Origin of the sequence: Microcystis sp. LE19-195.1E, from assembly GCF_027532095.1 — a bacterium.
Lineage (GTDB): Bacteria > Cyanobacteriota > Cyanobacteriia > Cyanobacteriales > Microcystaceae > Microcystis > Microcystis aeruginosa.
In genome coordinates, this window is sequence record NZ_JAPZSZ010000206.1 from 1 (window position 1) to 18,884 (window position 18,884).

16 protein-coding genes are annotated in these 18,884 nt (G+C 43.7%); 9 read left to right on the plus strand and 7 right to left on the minus strand.

The window, feature by feature from the left end:
- Positions 1 to 402: 402 nt before the first annotated feature.
- A complete protein-coding gene (locus O9300_RS11855; RefSeq protein WP_287971806.1) occupies positions 403 to 1,695 on the minus strand; it encodes a D-alanyl-D-alanine carboxypeptidase in 1,293 nt (430 codons plus the stop codon).
- A gap of 149 nt (positions 1,696 to 1,844) precedes the next feature.
- Here O9300_RS11855 and plsX point away from each other — a divergent pair, with 149 nt between their 5' ends.
- The 3 genes from plsX to fabD all read left to right on the plus strand — a co-directional run bounded on the left by plsX (position 1,845) and on the right by fabD (position 5,203).
- Positions 1,845 to 2,900, plus strand: a complete 1,056-nt coding sequence (gene plsX, locus O9300_RS11860; protein WP_287971822.1) for a phosphate acyltransferase PlsX — start codon at positions 1,845 to 1,847, stop codon at positions 2,898 to 2,900.
- Between the two features lie 267 nt (positions 2,901 to 3,167).
- Positions 3,168 to 4,169, plus strand: coding sequence for a beta-ketoacyl-ACP synthase 3 (locus tag O9300_RS11865; RefSeq protein WP_287971807.1), 1,002 nt, complete (start codon positions 3,168 to 3,170; stop codon positions 4,167 to 4,169).
- Between the two features lie 110 nt (positions 4,170 to 4,279).
- Entirely contained in the window at positions 4,280 to 5,203 is a 924-nt protein-coding gene (gene fabD, locus O9300_RS11870) for an ACP S-malonyltransferase (RefSeq protein WP_287731381.1), read from the plus strand.
- A gap of 232 nt (positions 5,204 to 5,435) precedes the next feature.
- On the opposite strand, the gene O9300_RS11875 is transcribed toward fabD, so the two are convergent.
- The 3 genes from O9300_RS11875 to O9300_RS11885 form a co-directional block, all read right to left on the minus strand.
- The gene (locus O9300_RS11875) at positions 5,436 to 6,437 is read right to left on the minus strand and encodes a pentapeptide repeat-containing protein (protein WP_002798377.1); all 1,002 of its coding nucleotides are present in this window, start codon (positions 6,435 to 6,437) and stop codon (positions 5,436 to 5,438) included.
- Between the two features lie 549 nt (positions 6,438 to 6,986).
- Entirely contained in the window at positions 6,987 to 8,498 is a 1,512-nt protein-coding gene (locus O9300_RS11880; protein ID WP_287971808.1) for a glycosyltransferase family 39 protein, read from the minus strand.
- A gap of 23 nt (positions 8,499 to 8,521) precedes the next feature.
- The gene (locus tag O9300_RS11885; protein ID WP_287971809.1) at positions 8,522 to 10,759 is read right to left on the minus strand and encodes a sensor histidine kinase; all 2,238 of its coding nucleotides are present in this window, start codon (positions 10,757 to 10,759) and stop codon (positions 8,522 to 8,524) included.
- A 121-nt stretch (positions 10,760 to 10,880) separates the two neighbouring features.
- Between O9300_RS11885 and O9300_RS11890 the strand changes: the two genes are divergently transcribed.
- Entirely contained in the window at positions 10,881 to 11,513 is a 633-nt protein-coding gene (locus O9300_RS11890; RefSeq protein ID WP_002737320.1) for a response regulator, read from the plus strand.
- 19 nt (positions 11,514 to 11,532) lie between these two features.
- Here the strand turns inward: O9300_RS11890 and O9300_RS11895 are convergent, their stop codons facing one another.
- Positions 11,533 to 12,210, minus strand: coding sequence for an alpha/beta fold hydrolase (locus tag O9300_RS11895; RefSeq protein WP_287971811.1), 678 nt, complete (start codon positions 12,208 to 12,210; stop codon positions 11,533 to 11,535).
- Positions 12,211 to 12,401: 191 nt separating this feature from the next.
- Here O9300_RS11895 and O9300_RS11900 point away from each other — a divergent pair, with 191 nt between their 5' ends.
- Positions 12,402 to 13,133: a Uma2 family endonuclease gene (locus O9300_RS11900; RefSeq protein ID WP_287971813.1), complete on the plus strand. Its 732-nt coding sequence runs from the start codon at positions 12,402 to 12,404 to the stop codon at positions 13,131 to 13,133.
- A 79-nt stretch (positions 13,134 to 13,212) separates the two neighbouring features.
- Here the strand turns inward: O9300_RS11900 and O9300_RS11905 are convergent, their stop codons facing one another.
- Positions 13,213 to 14,277 carry a pentapeptide repeat-containing protein gene (locus tag O9300_RS11905; protein WP_287971823.1) on the minus strand — a complete coding sequence of 355 codons (1,065 nt, stop codon included), beginning with the start codon at positions 14,275 to 14,277 and terminating at the stop codon, positions 13,213 to 13,215.
- Between the two features lie 163 nt (positions 14,278 to 14,440).
- Entirely contained in the window at positions 14,441 to 15,334 is an 894-nt protein-coding gene (locus O9300_RS11910) for a ferritin-like domain-containing protein (protein WP_287971815.1), read from the minus strand.
- A 545-nt stretch (positions 15,335 to 15,879) separates the two neighbouring features.
- On the opposite strand from O9300_RS11910, the gene O9300_RS11915 reads away from it, so the two are divergent.
- The 4 genes from O9300_RS11915 to argH all read left to right on the plus strand — a co-directional run bounded on the left by O9300_RS11915 (position 15,880) and on the right by argH (position 18,718).
- A complete protein-coding gene (locus O9300_RS11915; protein WP_287971825.1) occupies positions 15,880 to 16,215 on the plus strand; it encodes a hypothetical protein in 336 nt (111 codons plus the stop codon).
- Positions 16,212 to 16,823, plus strand: coding sequence for a class II aldolase/adducin family protein (locus tag O9300_RS11920; protein ID WP_287971816.1), 612 nt, complete (start codon positions 16,212 to 16,214; stop codon positions 16,821 to 16,823). Before O9300_RS11915 ends, O9300_RS11920 begins: the two co-directional genes overlap by 4 nt.
- A 106-nt stretch (positions 16,824 to 16,929) precedes the next feature.
- Positions 16,930 to 17,133 (plus strand): hypothetical protein, encoded by a 204-nt coding sequence (locus tag O9300_RS11925; RefSeq protein WP_287971818.1) that lies wholly within the window; start codon positions 16,930 to 16,932, stop codon positions 17,131 to 17,133.
- A gap of 169 nt (positions 17,134 to 17,302) precedes the next feature.
- On the plus strand, positions 17,303 to 18,718 hold the full coding sequence (gene argH / locus O9300_RS11930) for an argininosuccinate lyase (protein WP_287971820.1): 1,416 nt from the start codon (positions 17,303 to 17,305) through the stop codon (positions 18,716 to 18,718).
- The last annotated feature ends 166 nt before the right edge of the window (positions 18,719 to 18,884 follow it).

Below are 18,884 nucleotides of genomic sequence, written 5' to 3' on the forward strand. Positions count from 1 at the left end.
ACTCAAAACGGACGGGTCGGAAAGCGTAAGACTACCGCTAAGGTAGCAGCATCCCGGGTCGCGTCAACCCCATTCAACGACCATCCTAAAAAGGTGGCGTGGTGAGGAATCACCGTCCGTTTACGGCGGTGAGGATGTCAATTTAAGAGTCACTGATAATTGCTGATTGTCGGTATTTCTGCAAAGGTGAGATGCACCCCGTTTAACCACACATCACATCCTTTGCTCAATTTCGGGAAAAACTGGCAAAATTTTGTCACTATGATTTGTTTACCGATTGGCAGCAAAGACAAGGAGAAAATGGCAGAAAAGTAGTCAGCTTATCGACAAAAGTGAATATAAGACCTTGCTAAAGTTCCTCACCACCAAACTAAATTTGATTGTCAAGTTGATATCAACCCCTTAGAAACCCTGACTTACCCGACTGGGATCACCTAGAAAGGCTCTTTCAGGAATCGATCCTTTAGTCGCTTCTGGGAGAATTTGCCAGTGTTGATCTAAAGCTTGTAACACCCGATCCTGCTGATTTCTGAATCCCTCGATATTGCCACTACCAGCATTCATAATCACAAACCAAACTTTACCCCTTTCTTGGGTGGGAATTTCTCCGGCTAAAGCGCTAACTTGGGCCAAAGTTCCAGTTTTAATCACCACTCCTTTGGGAATGGCGCGCCACTGCATAGTTCCTTTGGTATCGCGTCCCCCCACCGGAAATAAATCGGCGACTTGTATCGGTTGATTGGCTAACTTGCGATCCAAGGCCTTGAGAATCTCAATAACTGCCCGGGGAGACAAGCGATTTTCTACCCCCAATCCCGAACCATTAATTAATTGAATTTCCTCCTCTCCTACCCCGGTAATTTTAGTATTAATTGCGTCCACTGCGGCGGGGCCGCCGAGCAACTCCGCTAACATTTCTGACATGACGTTATTACTATAAATATTCATCTGACGCAACAGTTCCGTTAAAGTTAAGGACTGATGACCCAACAATAATCGGGCATTTTCGGGGCGAATTTGACTGGCTCGAACCATGCCCAAAATCTTCACCTGTGGGGCTTGTGTGCCGCTAGGAAGGCTCTGAAAAGCTTTTTGGGTTTCTTTTGACCATTTCGATTGATCAAGCCCAATTTTCAGTAATTCTCCCGCTTTGAGGGGATCGGTTTGAAAATTCATGGCGAATTTACCCGTAACGATCAGATCGCCTTTGACCTGACGGATGCCTAATTGATGGAGGCCATTGCCCACTGCGATCGCTTCTTCCCAGACAAACAGAGGATCCCCTTGCCCTTCAATAATTAAATCTCCCTCTAACACCCCGTTTTTCACCTCTCCCGTGCTGTAAAAACGAGTAGCAAAACGATGATCGAGAGGCCAGGTTTCCACGGCGGCGAGAGTAGTGGCGATTTTAGTTAAAGAGGCCCCCGAAGCGGGCAGATTACCCTGATGATCAGCTAAATCAGCCCATTCCGTCTCAATTAAGACCCGTTGTTGACTAGAGTTTAAACCTTTTTTAGTCAAGTCTTGCAGATAATCGGCCACGATCGCCGCCACCCGGGGATCGGGAGCGGTGGGAAGGTGGAAAATAGGTTGATTTTGCCAAGAAATTAGGGGAATATTGGCGATCGGTTGGGATTGCCCCCCCAACCAACCCAAGAGAAAGCCGAAAACTGCCAAATTAAAAACTGAGAACATCTTTTCCTTAATCGCAATGATGCCTTATTGTATAGAGATGATTGGTAATTTTTAACAATTGCTCGATCAGAAAACACTAATCCTCGATCGGCCAGCTTTTGTCAAGAGCTGCCGCTCAACTTATTAAAGATTTCTATCCCACTGACTCAATGGCAGAAACGGCATTAAATCGGGCAACAATCGCGGTAGATGCGATGGGAGGTGACCACGCTCCCAACGAGATTATCGCGGGATCGATGCGAGCTTCCGAAGAATTAGATGTAGAAGTATTATTAGTCGGCGATTCTGAACGGATTGAGGCTTATTTCCAGCATCATCCCCGTCCCAAGAATCTCACCATCGTCCACGCAGAGGAAGTGGTGGCCATGGACGAAGAACCGATCACCGCTATCCGTCGCAAACCAGCGGCCTCGATTAATGTGGCCATGGATTTAGTCAAACAAAATCGCGCCGATGCTGTGGTGTCCGCTGGTCACTCCGGGGCAGCCATGGCGGCAGCGTTACTGCGTTTAGGTCGTTTAAAAGGAATCGATCGCCCGGCGATCGGTGCGGTGCTGCCGACGATGTTGGCGGGTAAATCGGTGATTATCCTCGATGTCGGGGCGAATGTGGACTGTAAACCCAAATATTTAGAGCAGTTTGCCCTAATGGGGACAATTTACAGTAAATACGTTATGGGTGTTGAAGAACCGCAAGTCGGTTTACTCAATATTGGCGAAGAAGCCAGCAAAGGTAACGATCTCGCCCTAAAAACCTACGAATTATTAGAAAATAACCAGCAAATTCCCTTTATCGGCAATGCGGAAGGCCGGGATGTGCTATCGGGACAATTTGATGTGATCGTCTGCGATGGTTTTGTCGGTAATGTCCTGTTAAAATTTGCCGAAGCGGTGGGGGGAATTATCCTACAAATTCTCAAAGAGGAATTACCTAAGGGGATACAGGGTAAAGTCGGGACGGCTTTAATTAAACCCAATCTTAAACAGATCAAACAACGCATGGATCATGCGGAACACGGTGGCGCACTGTTATTTGGAGTCGATGGGGTCTGTGTGATCAGTCACGGCAGTTCCCAAGCGCCTTCAATTTTTAACGCTATCCGACAGGCAAAAAATGCCGTCGATAATCGCGTTTCTGAGCGCATTCAAGCCTACAATGACCACCATCATCAATTAAAAAAGTTGTCGGTGAACGGTGAAGATTAAGCCGTCAGCCATCTTGAAGCCGTCGGTCGTCGGGAGTCAGGAGAAAGGAGACAGGAGATAGGGGTTTAGGGGTTTAGGGGTTTAGGGGTTTAGGGGTTTAGGGAAATTTCAGCCAAATGCTCCACTTCCCCACTTCCCCCCGCAACGCGCACGAAGTGGTCTCCCCACTTCCCCACTTCCCCACTTCCCCACTTCCCCACTTGCCACTTGCCACTGATAACTGATAACTGATCACTGATAACCGATCACTGAAAAAGGGGGAATATTTTGAACGGATTCGGGTCAGCAGTCGTCATGACCGGTTGTGGATCGGCCACACCAGCGCAATTCCTCAGTAATGAAGAACTCAGCCAAATTGTCGAGACTTCCGATGAGTGGATTAAAAGTCGTACAGGCATCGGTAAACGCCATTTAGCGGATCAATCGGTGTCTTTGAGCCAATTAGCAGCCCAAGCGGCGATTAAGGCTCTGGAAATGGCTCAGGTGTCGCCTAGGGACATCGATCTGATTCTCTTGGCTACTTCTACCCCCGATGATCTGTTCGGTAGTGCCGCCCAAGTTCAAAGTCAGATCGGGGCCAATCGGGCGATCGCTTTTGATCTCACCGCCGCCTGTTCGGGTTTTCTGGTGGGATTAGTCACCGCCACCCAGTTTATCCGTACTGGTACTTACCGCAATGTCTTGGTTATCGGGGCCGATGTTCTCTCCCGTTGGGTGGATTGGAACGATCGCGCTACCTGTGTCCTCTTTGGGGATGGGGCAGGGGCGGTACTTTGTCAAGCAAATGATACAAAAGATAACATTCTCGGTTTTGAACTCCATAGCGACGGCAGCCAGAATGGTTCTCTCAATCTCGCCTATGAGGGGGAAGAATTGCCCCTTAAGGAGGGGGTAAGGGTTCAAAAAGGGACCTATAAGCCCCTAAGGATGAACGGACGGGAAGTCTATCGTTTTGCCGTGGCGAAAGTGCCAGAGGTCATCGAAAAAGCTCTCTATCGGGCTAATTTAACCACCAGTGACATCGATTGGCTAGTTTTGCACCAAGCTAATCAAAGAATTATGGACGCGGTGAGCGAGCGCCTGAAACTGCCTCCGGAAAAAGTGATCAGCAATCTCAGCGAGTATGGCAACACTTCCGCAGCCTCGATTCCTCTAGCCCTCGATGAAGCTGTCAGGAGTGGTAAGGTCAAAAAAGGTGATATTATTGCTTCTTCTGGCTTTGGTGCCGGTTTAACTTGGGGTGGGATTATCTTCCGTTGGGGAGATTAATTCAGTAAACAGTAAACAGTGATCAGTAACCAGTAAACTAAAAACTCACATCTGATAACTGATAACTGATAACTGACCCAAACACATCTATCTATCTATTTTAAGAACCTATGAAAACAGCGTGGATATTCCCGGGACAAGGATCGCAAGCGTTAGGAATGATTGGAGATTTAGCGGAAAGTGCGCTTGGCCAAGAGAGATTAAAAATAGCAGCAAAAATCCTCGGTTGGTCAGTCCTGGAAAAATGTCAAGGGGATGAAGAAACCCTATCTCGTACTCTTTATACCCAACCTTGTTTATTTGTGGTGGAGAGTATTTTAGCGGATTTGTTGCAAGAAAAAGGTCATTTTCCCGATCTAGTTGCCGGTCATAGTCTTGGTGAATATTCGGCTTTGTATGCGGCCAGGGTGTTTAATTTTGAAACAGGATTAAATCTAGTTCAAAACCGTTCCCGTTTGATGGATGCGGCCGAAGGTGGTAAAATGGCCGCCTTAATGAAATTCGATCGCACCAGTCTAGAGACAGTGATTAATCAGACGGAAAATGTAGTTATTGCTAATGATAATAGTGCCGAACAAGTGGTGATTTCTGGGACTCCTGAAGCGGTGGATTTGGTATTAGGTCAAGTGAAAGTTAAGCGGGTTATGCCGTTAAAAGTATCCGGTGCTTTTCACTCTCCCTTGATGGAAAATGCTGCTATTCAGTTTCAGCAGATTTTAGAATTAGTTAATTTTCGGTCTGCAAAAGTTCCCGTTATTTCTAATGTTAATCCTAGCCAACCGATCAACGATGCGGAGGAATTAAAAAGTTATCTCATTCAGCAGATGACTAGCTCCGTAAGATGGCGAGAAATTATGTTAAAATTGCCAGATGTGGGTGTGGAAAAAGCGATCGAAGTGGGACCGGGTAAAGTTTTAACTGGTTTAATTAAACGAACTGCTCCAATTGAGTTAGAAAATATTAGTCAATTAGCCGATATATCCAAGGGTAGCGAAGATGTTAAATTGCAGGGTTCATTAATTGGTGTTGGTTAAATTATCTGGCAACATTTTCGACAAAGGAAGTAAATTGATAGATACCTAGCCAAAAATTTGGTTAGGTATTTTTTTAGAAAACTATCATAGGGTTTGCGGCAAAAACTTTTTCAGCAGACCCTAGTTATTCTCCCATCTCCCCCCCGCAACGCGCACGAAGTGGTCTCCCCACTCCCCACGGTTATAGAAACCTTGGCAGAAAAGTCTCTACAACCGGGTTTTTCTAGGAATATTAGGAAAGGAGATTACCGCGACTACCGTTAGGAAGAATAGTTTCTTCGAGGGAAGCAGAAAGAAGATTATTTTCGGTTAAAATCGCCCCAATTAAGTTAGCTTGTTTGAGATTAGCTCGTTTAAGATTGCTTCCCACTAAATAACTCAAGAGTAATCCCGCTTGGTGTAGATTAGCACCGGAAAGGTTAGCGGAGGCTAAATTAGCGCCGAGCAGATTACAACCGGTTAAGTTAGCTTGGCGAAAATTGGCTTTATTAGCGTCAGTTTTGCTTAAATCGGCTCCGGTTAAGTTAGCTCCCTCAAAATCGCTACAATTGAGGTTAGCTCCCGTCAGATTAGCACCTTCGAGGTTAGCATAACGTAAATCCGCCCCCCGTAAATCCGCCCCGCGCAAATCGGCATAGCTGAGGTCGGCGTATTGAAGATGGCAGTTTTCCAGATTAGCTTGATAGAGATAGGCTCGAATTAGGTTAGCCTCTTTTAAGTTAGCATGGCTAAGATTAGCAGAGCTAAGAATAGCACGAGTGAGAATAGCCCGTTTTAGGTTAGCTTTCCCCGCCATGGCATGGGTTAAAGTGGCTGAGGTGAGATTAGCCGCTTCGAGATTCGCTTTCAACAGTTGAGCAAAAAGTAAGCTACTGTGAATTAAACAGGCAGAACTTAAATCAGCCTTTTTGAGAACAGTGTTACTCAAAATTGCGCCGCTTAGTTGACTTTGGCGCAAATTTGCCCCAGAAAGGTCGGCTTTAGTCAGGTTAGCATCGATAAGACAAGCTTTGCTTAAATTAACTTCTTCGAGGGAAGCGTCCTTGAAATTAGCGTTAATTAAACAAGCTTCGGCTAAATTGGCTCGTTTTAAGTAACTATGACTTAGGTTAATCTGGTTTAAACACTGTCTCTTTAAATTGACTCCGCTAAGTCTGACTTCCGCAAAGTTGCGTTCACCTCGATTATACAGTTCGATTAGATGTTCACGATTGGTTAAGGCATTGCTACTCATAAAATAACTAAATTGTTCTGGAAGGTGATTTCCAGAGAATTGGTTGGGGAAAATTACTGATCATGAAGTCGATCTCTAGGATTAGTACAGGGAGCGACTGGGAATTTTTGCGAATAAATAGAAATTTTCAACCAATTACGGGCTTAAAATCCCTATTGGCAATCACTAAAACCGGTAAAGAACGAAAAGAATCGGGGTTCAATACCAAAAACAGTCTCTACCTAAACCCGCCACTTGTTGCCAGCCAGGTCTAGGCATTAAATTAGAGAAGTCTTGTGCGTCAGTTTTTCTGACTGAATCTACTGCCTCGCCGATGTCTTGACTCGGTATCATACAGTTGAATTTGTTAGGTCTGCTTAGTCAGTCCGGTAGCCAAGAGGCTAAAACTCTTAATCACCAGATTTCGGGGACTCTCCAGTTGAGCAAGCATAAAACTTTGTAAAAGTCAATCCCTCTTAGGGATGAACTGCCCAATTCTATTCCCTGAAGCCTTGGTTTATCGAGTCTATCAGGTTGTGGTCTGTTTTGGCAAGAGGGGTCAATGGTTTTTTAATCAATTCGCCAAAAGGCTTGATTTTCCGTAGGGGATAATTGTATAGACTGGTCATCTAAATATTGTCTGAGACTGGGGGAAGGATTGAGGAGATAAATATCGGTAAATTGATTTTTTAAGGATGGGATGGAAACTCTAGGGTTCGACTGAATAAATAAATACTTTGTCTTAGCATCAGTAGTATGGATAAGGGGCAAGGTATCTAACCAATGTTCTGAAATAATTAGAGGTTTTTGACTGCGATTAATCATTGTATAAGCGTTGGGAATATTACTACCATAACCCACATATCTAGCTGCCGGCGGTGGATAGGGAATTTTGGCAATTAATCCGAAAACTAGCAATAATATTAAGAGAATTTTTGCCCAGCCTTGGCGCTGCTGTAATCCGTTGCTTAGTAAAAAGGTAACTGCCAGCAGCATACCGAGAAAACTCGGTAAGTAAAATCTGCCCACAGCCGTGTAGCGAAATCCTCTGATTAGATCCCAAGCTAAAAGAGAGAAAAAGGGGATAATTGTTAGGAGAATGATCAGGGTAAAAACTTTTTTATCGGCTTTTTTGCCCAGATAAATAAAGGAGATGATGACGAGGATAATTAGGCAGTATTCAATAATAGGGTTGATGGTGGGATTGGCTAAACTGAAATTGTAAAATAAACGAGCGATCATTCCTACCCATCTTTGCCAAAGTACCTCTAGGGGTAAACTGCCTTTTGACCATCCAAAGATAGTAAATCGACCAGTAAAAATCCGGGTTAACCAAATTGAATAAATCCACAAGGAAGCAAGTAAGCTGATGCTATAGTATTTTTTGGTTAAAAAGTTAAAATAATTCAGCTGCAGCAGAAAATATAGGCTATGAACCACTAAAACAAAGATAAAGAAAACATGGGTATATAAACCAGCAATTAGGGATAAACTATAGAAAAACCAATCTTTTTTCGGTTGCGATGAATCAATAGCTTTGAGAAATAACCAGCTAGAAAGTATCGAAAATAAAACATATAGTCCGTATTCCCAAATTCCCAGAGCATAACCAGTAAAACGCGGGGAAAAGAAGATAAGTGTAGCGGCAATTAAAGCGGCGTTTTTATTTTTAAATAAAGTCAAAGCTAAATGGTAAAAACTCCCTAAAATACCAAACCAAATAATTACTGAAAATCCTCTTAAGACTAAATAAGAATTGCCCAATAATCTTGCCAAAAACCAGAGAAAACTGTAATAGAGAGGTAGATCATAATTTGAGCTAGTATAAAGAGAGGCTAAGGTATCAGGAAAACCTTTCACGGAATTAACCCCTTGAAATTGCCAGAGTTGTTCTGTAGATTTAATTTGTCCATCGAACAGATAGTTAATTAACTGTTCGGGTGTGTAACCAGAAAGATGCAGTAAGACCAAAGATTCATCGTGCCAAACATAGCTATAGTAGGCGAGATGGACAAAATAGAAAATATTGAAAATAATCAATAAACCTAAAGCAAATTTAACCCCAGATTGACGAGTAAACATAATTATCTCGATCCTGTTAAAAATCACTGATTACTGTTGACTAACTCCTGCTTAATCACTCTAGAATTTTGATGGGTAAGGGGTAAAGTAAACCAAAACTGTGAGCCAACCCGCGGGGTACTTTTTACCCCAATTCTCCCAGAGTGAGCCTCGATTATTTGCCGACATTGGTAGGAACCTAAACCGATTCCCGTTAGGTGTTGATTATGAAGATTTCTTACATATAAATGGAAAAGATGTTGACATTGTTCCTCATCCATGCCAATGCCATTATCGCTTAAAGTGCAGTAGAGCATATCTTGGTCAATACGAGCATCTAAAGCTAATTGAATCGGTGAAGGGTTATGTTTTAAGGCATTATTTAATAATTGTTCAAAAACACTTCTTAGCTGACAAGGATCAGCATCAATAGCGGGTAAGTCATCGGGGAGAAGATTAATAAAAGTAGCTTGATATAAATCAAAATCTTTTTGCCAATCTTTGAGCCAAATTTCCACCTGTTCTTTTAAAGATAGAGGTTGACGATGCAAGATTAAAGGCCGTTCTTCAGCAAAATGATTTTCTGATAAAGCATTAATTAAAGTTAATTGTCGATCGCAACTGCGCACCACCTGATCGAGCATTGCTCGCGAGATAGTTACTTTTTCTGTTTGCCGACACTGGAAATTTTTTAATAACATCACTAATCCCATAATCGAAGTGCGAAGATCGTGGGATACTGCCTGTAAAAAAACCGTTTTCATTTCGTATAAACGCTGAATTTCCCGGACTTTCTCCCGCAGTTCCAGGGTTCTTGCTGCCACTTCCCGTTCTAAATTATTATTCAAGCTTTGCACCCTCTGATATAGTTGCGCTTGGCCGATAGCAATACAAACTTGGGTGGCTAACTGTTCTAATAATTTGACCTCGCTTTTTTGCCAATGACGAGGATGGGAATATTGATGGACAACTAAAGCGCCTAAATGTTGATTATTAACCGTTAGAGGTAAAACTAAAGAGGATTTAACTTGCAGGTATTCGTAATAACCCTTGAGAGTGGGCAGAGTTTGCACCTTAGCGGTATTATCAGCAATAATTAACTTATCTAAAGAAAATAATTGTCCCAATTCTTCCAGTAATTCTGGTTCGGGAAACCAACCCATCAGCGAGGGAATCTCGGGACGACGGGACTCAGCGATTACCTTAGACCAACCCCGCTCTTGACAGTGACCGATATAGACTTGATCGGCATCGAGAAAATTTCTGATTTCCTCAACAATGGTATTTAAAACCTGATCTATATCTAAAGATTGATGGACTTTTAAAGCAACTTGTGTTACTAAATGTTCTCTTTCTAAAGTTTCATTTAAAGCTCGATCGATCTGTTGTCTTTCGCTAATCGCCGCCGATAAAAACAGAGAAGTTGACATGACAATGACTAAAAAGATTTGTAAGATCAAGACACCTCTGGTATAATCGGGAGCCTGTAGGATAAAAGGGCTGATTCCCCTGACCAATCCCATCAAAGCTAAAATAGATACCAAAAAATTCGCTATTACCGCTCCCCAGGTCTGAAAACGCATGGCAGCCCAAACCACAAAGGGAAAAGGCAGATATTCTAGGTACTGCACCATACTCCAATCGGGGTTAAGAAAATTCTGTTGACCACCAAAAACCACAGAAGTCACCACCGTTAGCAAACTCAGACAAAGTAAGGCCTCGCCAAAGCGTTGGGGTTGTCGTGGTTCCCCCAGGGAGTGACGATTGAAGCAAAAACGCAACAGCAGCGGCGTGGTCATTAATATTCCTGTACTATCTCCGAGCCAGATAATGCCCCAAGACTGTCCAAATTGCCGCCAATCCCAAGTATTTAGCCAACTACGGGCAAAAGTATCGATAGTGGCGTTGACTGCCGAGGCGCATAAAGCCGCTAAAAATACCAGTAAAAGAATATCGCGAATGCGCTGTAAAGTGGCGGAAAATCTCAGATAATGCAAGAATTGCGCCCCTAACAGAGCCGATAAACTGCTACCGATCGCCGAAAATAGAGCTATGGGCCCACTGGCCCCTAAAAAGAAGGTAAGAAGCAAATCCCCGATAAAAACGCCTAAAACTAGCCTTTTTCCCCCTAAAAAAACAGCAGTTAAGCCAATACCAGCACTCATCCAAATCGGGGCAGGTCGCGACCCTAAATTTAAGCAGAGATAGCCTAGCCAACCAACACCCAGATAAACTAGGGCAACAAGCACAATTTTAGACCGATCTGATGAAATCCGTAGCATTTTCAGTTATCACTGGTCACTGGTCACTGTTAATCTATTTCCAGATTGCCTAAACTAGGAGTAGTTCTGCCTCATGCAGATGGGTGAAAACCGTACATTTTCCCGTTAGGAATCAAAGATCATGCGGATTTTAATTGTTGAAGACGATCCTTTAATGCAGTTAGGTTTAGAACAAGCGCTCGGTGAACAGCCGGATTTTGAGATTGTTGGTCAAGCTAGTGATGGTCTAGCGGGGGTACAATTAGCCCTATCCCTACGGCCGGATTTAGTGGTCATGGACATCGGTTTACCCCGTCTCGATGGCATTGCGGCAACTAAACAGATTAAGGAGGGTTTAGCTAATGTTCATGTGGTCATGCTCACTTCCCACACTCTCCAACAGGAAGTGATCGCAGCTCTGGCTAGTGGTGCTGATGCCTATTGTATCAAGGGAGCCAGTCTCGATCGCCTTTTGGCCGCCATTGAAGCGGCCAAGGATGGGGCCACCTATTTAGACCCCCAAATTGCCCGTTTAGTCATGGATAATCTCAAACCGCCAGCAGTGCAACCTAATCCCAATCTAGCACTTTTATCAGAGCGAGAAATGGAGGTTTTAAAGTTAATTGTTGAGGGCAAAAGTAACGCTGAAATCGCCGAACAACTTTATTTAAGTACCAATACGATTAAAACCCATGTGCGGGGCATTATGAATAAATTGGCCGTGGACGACCGAGTACAAGCGGCCGTAATTGCCCTGCGTTCCGGTATTGTTTAAGGGGAAAATGGCGATTTACTTATCCCCTATTCGAGGCTTCTCTAATCACCTCTAAAACCTCTGAAGCATGGGAAATAGTCGGGATGTGACCGGATGCCAAAACCACTGTCTTTGCTCCCATTCTCTCGGCCAAATTAAACTGTAATTCTGGGGGTACGGCTTGATCTTGACTAGAGACAATATACCAGTTCGGCTTATTTCTCCAGGCGGTTGTAGTGGTTTTTGCTGTTAGTAAAGAGGCGGCTGCTGGGGTTTGGGTGGCATAAATTAAAGCGGCTTTTTCGGCGGGCAAATCATTGGCGAGAATCTTCTCTATTCCCTCTTGAGAAATCCAGATAAACCCCTCTTGTTCTTGAAAATACTGTGATGGGGTTTCGTATTCACTAAACAAATCTACCATCGACTCCCCCGCATCGGGAGCCAGCGCTGCAATGTAAACTAAACCGGACACTTTTTCATCGTTGCCGGCTTCTGTGATTACCGTACCCCCCCAAGAATGACCGACTAGAATACATTGTCCTTCGATACGGTTTAAAATTCTTTTCGTAGCAGCTACGTCATCCGCTAGAGAAGTGAGAGGATTTTGCACTGCGATTGCTGCGTATCCTTCGGCTAATAACTGGGCAGTTATCTGATTATAACTAGAACCATCGGCCCAAAAACCGTGAACCAAAACAATATTGTTAATTCTCTTCATAAGACCTCTTACAAAACTCGAAAAGTGCTGGTTTTTAGCATTTTTTAACTCTCAGAGAGCTATTAATATTCTTACATTGTAGCCATTAAGCCCATTTTAACTTTTTAACTCAATTGCCGGTGCTATAACCATCCAAAAAGTATATTCAATCATTTATAATAAGTTATCGACCTATCTCTGTTGGATAAACCATGACTATCGCTCAAAGCTTACCCCTAGTCGAGTCTCATGTAAACCCTGAGATAATCTTCCCACAAGGCCAATTTTGGAGTGATGAACCGCCCTTGGAAAGTAACCTACATCTACAACAAATTATTTTACTAATTCAGTGTTTAGAATGGTGGTGGCGCGAGCGAGAAGATTATTTTGCCGCCGGCAATTTAACTATCTATTACAGTCCCAACCAGAAAAAGTCAGAATTCTTTCGTGGTCCCGATTTTTTCGTGGTTTTGGGGACAAATTCCAACCCCAACCGCAGAAGTTGGGTAGTTTGGCGAGAAGAGGGCAAATATCCCAATTTAATTATCGAAATTCTCTCCGATAGTACCGCCAAAGTTGACCGAGAGGAGAAAAAACAAATTTATCAAGATATATTTCGCACTCCCGATTATTTTTGGTTTGACCCAGAAAGCCGAGAATTTCAAGGATTTACCCTAATTAGCGGTCAATATCAACCGATTGCCCCCAATCCCCAGGGATGGCTCTGGAGTCAACAATTAGGCTTATATTTGGGTTTATCTGCCAATAAATTGCGCTATTTTACCCCCGAAGGGGAATTAGTACCCACTCCCGCAGAAGCGGCACAACAGGCAGAAAATCGGGCTGTAGAGGCAGAAAGCCAAGTCCAGCAAGAAAAGCAAAAAGCTGCGAAATTAGCGGCTAAACTGCGGGAATTAGGCATAGATACCGAGGAAAATCTCTAATCTTCTTTTTTGATTAGATGACAATATTTTCGGTGAGCGGTGAGCGGATTTAGTAGCATCTTAGATGCTTAATAGTTGACTAATCACAGAAAGACCCGCGCAAGCGTAAATTTTCCCGCAATTCCTCGGTCATACCCACGTTATCGGCAAACTTTGCCCCCTTCACTTTTGCCCCGCTAAAATTCGCTTGAGTGATGTTGACTTCAACCAAATTAGCTCCTTCTAAATTGGAGCCGATTAAATTAGCTAAAGCCAAACTAGAACGGTAAAAATCAGCATAACTTAAATCGGCATTAGCTAATAAGGCTCCGCTTAAATCCGCTCCCTTAAAACTAGCATGACTGCCATTAATTTCCCTTAAATCAGCATCGGTTAAATTGGCCCCCCGCAGATTAGCTTGATAGAGATTGGCCATGCCTAAAGATATATCACTTAATTCCGCCGCCAAGAGATTTGCCCCGGTAAAATCCGTTAGGGGATCCAGTTCAGCTAATTGGGCTAATTCCAGAAAATCATCACTAACAGCAGCATAAATTCCCTCGATTTGTGTCTGCAATTTCTCTAAATTTTCTGATGCTGCCGGTTGCGGTTCAACTAGAACAGTATCTAATTCTGCCTGCGATGACCCCAAAGAAATACGACTTAAAAAAGAATCAAATTGATTTTCTATTAGGAAAAATGCTAACTTTCGCTCTAAAATACTATGTTTATTGGGACTTAGATCGTGTTTCCATAATCCCGATGTTTCCGTGATACAGATATCGGCAGCTGTCACCGAAAATTGCACCGTGAGATGATAAGGTTCTTCCTCCACACTCACGGTTCCTAGGTTAATCCTTTCGAGCGCTCCTGTAAATATTGACTGAACACTTTTGAACGATAACTGCCATTGATAATTATTAAGACGATTTATGTATAACTCTTGACTAGAAAGAGGATTTGGTGTTAGGTGACAATTAACTAAAACAAAATCTAATTTTCCTCCTTTCAGTCCCCATTTAATTTCCCCGCCGAGGAGAGATTGAATTTGAGCTTGTAGGTGTAAAGTTAAATATAAATCAAATTTTTGCGAGTCGGTGGCTACTGGTTCTAGGGTTAAAGATACACTATCGGGATAGCGATCAAAGGCAGCTAAAAGACGCATAATCCAAAAGAGAAAAGCCAAAATAAACAGTAAAAAAGTGGTGTTTCTCCGGCCCTAAAGCCGAGAACTCACCCCTATTTAAAACAATAGCCGATTTTCTCGATCCTCGATGAACATTTCTTCGGCGATCGCTGAAGGATTGCCCCTGAAAATCAAGGTTAAATTAGTTGACTTTCTCTTTTTTGCCGATATTGTCGTCCGCATTAAAAAACATCGGCAAAAAGCGTTCCATAAACATTTGTGGATCACGATTCCAGGCTTTTCGAGCCGCTTCTACCCGGAATAATTGTAATTTCGGGTCGAGAAGGGATTGGGGTAAACGTTCCATCAGATATTGAGGACGTTCCCAAAGCGGCATAGTGGCGGCGATTTCCATTAAATGACCGACGCGGCGCAATTCTGCCCCCAGGGTGATATCCATACCCGATTCATAGGCGGCCTGTTCGATCGCTGAGTATTTGGCCTTCGCTTTTTCGACTTTTTGCCGATGTTCGGGGCTTTTTTGGGCAATTTTGGCTAACCAACGATTGCCCCAACGCACATGACCCGCTTCTTCAGGAAAAATTTTGGCGATCGTTTCCTGAATTTTCAGATTTTCTGGGGTTTGTTCCCCTTCCTTGAGGGCATAGATATGGGCGGCAAAGTATTCGCATCCCCGTTTTTCCGTGACGTTAATTGCCGCTAGGGCCGCAATCAGTCCATCTTCCCTTTGTTCTTGGCCTTGGAATTGGTCTTGATCGAGAAGACGTTCAAATTCATCGATATAGGACAACCCCGGCGGTTTCCCCACATCGGCCTCCAATTCGATCAATAAATCGGTTAACCAGTAGGCATGGCGGGCCTCATCGGCGACGTGGTGGGAAAGGTCCTGTATCAGTTCTTTCGGTTGTCCGTCTAAGGTTTCGATCAGTTCGGTCAGGTCTTTACAACTACGTTGTTCGTTGTAGCGGTAACGGTTGAGGGTGACAAGATGAATTTCGCGATCGCTAATGACACGCTTCATGATGTCGCGAGCGCTCATCGTCTTCTTGAATTTGCGAGGGTAAGCAACGGTCATGAGTTTGTATCGTTTTGTAAACGGCTTCCCGTATTCTAACGGAGTTTTTTCCCAATCTGGCAAGGGAGCGGCAAGTGGCAAGCTTTTTTCAGTGACCAGTGAAAGATAAGCTGCCCGCGCATTTAAATTGCTTGTGGAGATGAGGCACTCTTTCCTCTTGCAAGAGTGCAAGAGTGAAGAGATTGGGGGGAGAGGGTGCATCTCACATTTGCAGAAATATCGACAATCAGCAATTATCAGTGACTCTGAAATTGGTACAAATATATGAACAACTGCGTGTAAGCATCCCACCGAAAAGCTAATGCGCGGGGGGTTTGGGGGCGGCGCCACGCCTCCAACGGGGGGGTTGGGGGGTAGAACCCCCCAAAAGCTGGGATTGAGTGATCAAATCGCAAGTAAGGCCTGATTTTATCCGAAAGTTTCCCTTTAAAAATCCCAACTTGGTAGATTGACAAAAATGAGATGCACCCGGGGGGAGATTCGGCTAATCTAAGAATAAGCGGTTAAAATGCGTCTTAGCTTATCAAGGAAAACTAGAATTGTCTATGAACACATTCACTCCCCATCAAATTGTTAGTTTATTCTGCAAAAATCGAACTTTATACGGAGAAGTAATTCAGGTGCTCGAAAGTCGTTCGGCTCTTTGGGTGCGTCCTCTTTGGTTAATTATAGCCGATAATTTTGAGACCATTGATGTGCGGGAATGTTCCGATTTAATTCTACCTATCAACTTATTTAACCCCGCCTTAGACACGGAAGTTTTACCCCTATTTTCCCAAGTAATTAAAGATAATTATATCGCCAATATTTCCTATCCTCTCCAGGAATTTGTGCAGAAAGTTTGTCAAAGTTATCCCGAATATTTTCAGAAAAATCTATGATTGACGAAGGCTACGTTAAATACAATTGTACTTGGATTCCTGACCATCCCTTAATAAGCTCAGAGATTGCAGAATTAAATTATTGGCGCAATCGCCTCTATCGACTGGGATTAATCGGTCAATACGATAACGGAATCGGTTTTGGGAATGTGAGTCAACGAGGAAAAATAGACAAAGAAATCATTATTTCTGGCACTAACACTGGGGGAATCCAGGTATTAAATGAATCCCATTACACCACGGTTATAGACTACGATTGGAGAGAGAATCGGGTCACTTGTCGGGGAACAATTGCCGCTTCTTCGGAAACTCTCACCCATGGAGCAATTTATGAAGCGAATCCCCGGATTAATGGGGTAATTCATATTCATCATCGTCCCCTGTGGCAAAATTTAATGTATCGAGTGCCGACCACTCAAGAAAATATCGCCTATGGAACCCCAGAAATGGCCGCAGAAATTATCCGTTTATGTCAAGAAGATAGTCTAGAGGAGCAACAAATTTTAGTGATGAGTGGTCATGAAGAAGGAATTATCGCCTTTGGGCAAGATTTAGAAAAAGCGGGCAATTTATTATTATCCTATTACTGGCAATCTCAAGCATCTTGAAAGTGACCTCCTCTCCAACTCACCACCAGGGAGACAAAAGCGGTTTTGATTTAGTCGTTTTCATGTTAACTTGTTCTGTAGATTTTCGTCTTTGAGGAATGCCATCGTGATCGACATCTTCCATCATCTATCTGTCTCGATCGACTTTTCACCTCTTACCAATGTCTTGATGACTATTTCGGATCAAGACGTGGATATCATCGGCAATGTCCAGAAATCCTTCTCAAATTTCGTCAAAACTGGGCAAGCATGGGCCTTATTAATCGGTTTGGTTGTCGGTTATCTGTTTCGAGGTTTTACTTCTTATTAGCTTTTCGCCTATCAGCATTCAGCCAGAGTGAGCAATTCTTGCTATTCTTATGCTTGTAGAGTTGGAGATTTTTCTAACCTGAAGCGGTAATGCTATCAGCACCGGATTATTCCCCAAAATTGTCCAGCATATTTTGGTTAACTTTATACACAATAATCTAACGAAAACAGTGACAGCAAAGAAAACTTGGAGCGATCGCTTTGAAGGTAGTCTCCATCCTACGATCGTAGAATTTAACGCCAGTATTGGCTTTGATATCGAATTAATCGAGTATGATCTCACCGGATCGATAGCTCACGCTAAAATGCTCGCCTATACGGGTATTATCAGCCCCGAAGAAGCAGATAGTCTCGTCTCTGGATTGGAACAAATTCGTCAAGAATACCGCACCGGCAACTTTAACCCCGGCATCGATCAAGAGGACGTGCATTTTGCCGTGGAACGTCGTTTAACCGAGATTGTGGGAGATGTGGGCAAAAAACTGCACACGGCCCGTTCGCGGAATGATCAGGTAGGAACGGATATACGTCTGTATCTTAGACAACAAATCGATGATATTAGGCAAGAAATTCGCAATTTTCAGCAAGCTTTAGTCAATCACGCCGAAAACCATCTGGAAACCCTGATCCCCGGTTATACCCACCTGCAGCGCGCTCAACCGATTAGTTTAGCCCATCATCTCCTAGCTTATTTTCAAATGGCCGAACGGGATCACCAAAGATTAGGAGAAATTCGCGCCAGGACTAATATTTCGCCCCTAGGATGCGGGGCCTTAGCGGGGACGACTTTTCCGATTGATCGTCATTACAGTGCCAATTTACTCGATTTTGAGCAGGTTTATAACAATAGTCTCGATGGAGTTAGCGATCGGGATTTTGCTATTGAATTCATGACGGCCGCTAGTCTGATTATGGTACACCTGAGCCGTTTGAGCGAAGAAATAATTCTCTGGTCTTCCCAAGAATTTAGTTTTATCACTCTCACCGATAGTTGTGCCACGGGATCTAGCATTATGCCCCAGAAAAAAAATCCCGATGTTCCCGAATTGGTGCGCGGCAAAACAGGGCGGGTTTTTGGGCATTTACAGGCGTTATTGACCTTAATGAAGGGTTTACCCCTGGCCTATAACAAAGACTTGCAGGAGGACAAGGAGGCGTTATTTGATGGCGTTAAAACCGTGCGGATTTGTTTGCAAGCGATGACGGTACTTTTAGCCACCGGAATTCAATTTAAAACCGACCGATTAGCTAATGCGGTGGCGGAAGATTTTTCTAATGCAACGGATGTGGCGGATTATTTAGCCAGTAAGGGGATTCCCTTCCGAGAAGCTTATAATTTAGTCGGGAAAGTCGTTAAAAGCAGTTTGGCAGCGGGTAAGTTATTGAAAGATTTAACCCTGACGGAATGGCAAGAATTACATCCAGCTTTTGAGGCCGATATCTATGACGCGATCGCTCCTCGTCAGGTGGTGGCAGCCCGTAATAGCTATGGTGGCACAGGTTTTGAACAAGTGCGATCGGCTTTAATTCAAGCTAAAGCCATTCTCGATCATCGAAAATTTGCGTCTGAAACCCCGCCGTTCTAGGTTGGCTTTACGTTAGAATTAAAAGGCCAGTCTCGAAAACCAAGTGGACGGCGCAGCACCTTGAAAACTCGGCTTAGGGGGTTCCGACCAGAAAAGCTTGGCCGGGTAAAAAGTCGCGCGCAACAAGTACAAGAAGCTATAGGCGGTCAACGTACCGTGGGACACA

What these genes read in the sequence shown, in the direction of transcription:
- O9300_RS11905 (WP_287971823.1), bottom strand. Translation starts at nt 14,277, where the DNA reads ATGCGTCTTTTAGCTGCCTTTGATCGCTATCCCGATAGTGTATCTTTA.
- O9300_RS11855 (WP_287971806.1), bottom strand. Translation starts at nt 1,695, where the DNA reads ATGTTCTCAGTTTTTAATTTGGCAGTTTTCGGCTTTCTCTTGGGTTGG.
- O9300_RS11890 (WP_002737320.1), top strand. Translation starts at nt 10,881, where the DNA reads ATGCGGATTTTAATTGTTGAAGACGATCCTTTAATGCAGTTAGGTTTA.
- O9300_RS11920 (WP_287971816.1), top strand. Translation starts at nt 16,212, where the DNA reads ATGATTGACGAAGGCTACGTTAAATACAATTGTACTTGGATTCCTGAC.
- O9300_RS11875 (WP_002798377.1), bottom strand. Translation starts at nt 6,437, where the DNA reads ATGAGTAGCAATGCCTTAACCAATCGTGAACATCTAATCGAACTGTAT.
- O9300_RS11880 (WP_287971808.1), bottom strand. Translation starts at nt 8,498, where the DNA reads ATGTTTACTCGTCAATCTGGGGTTAAATTTGCTTTAGGTTTATTGATT.
- O9300_RS11885 (WP_287971809.1), bottom strand. Translation starts at nt 10,759, where the DNA reads ATGCTACGGATTTCATCAGATCGGTCTAAAATTGTGCTTGTTGCCCTA.
- plsX (WP_287971822.1), top strand. Translation starts at nt 1,845, where the DNA reads ATGGCAGAAACGGCATTAAATCGGGCAACAATCGCGGTAGATGCGATG.
- O9300_RS11900 (WP_287971813.1), top strand. Translation starts at nt 12,402, where the DNA reads ATGACTATCGCTCAAAGCTTACCCCTAGTCGAGTCTCATGTAAACCCT.
- O9300_RS11915 (WP_287971825.1), top strand. Translation starts at nt 15,880, where the DNA reads ATGAACACATTCACTCCCCATCAAATTGTTAGTTTATTCTGCAAAAAT.
- O9300_RS11910 (WP_287971815.1), bottom strand. Translation starts at nt 15,334, where the DNA reads ATGACCGTTGCTTACCCTCGCAAATTCAAGAAGACGATGAGCGCTCGC.
- fabD (WP_287731381.1), top strand. Translation starts at nt 4,280, where the DNA reads ATGAAAACAGCGTGGATATTCCCGGGACAAGGATCGCAAGCGTTAGGA.
- O9300_RS11895 (WP_287971811.1), bottom strand. Translation starts at nt 12,210, where the DNA reads ATGAAGAGAATTAACAATATTGTTTTGGTTCACGGTTTTTGGGCCGAT.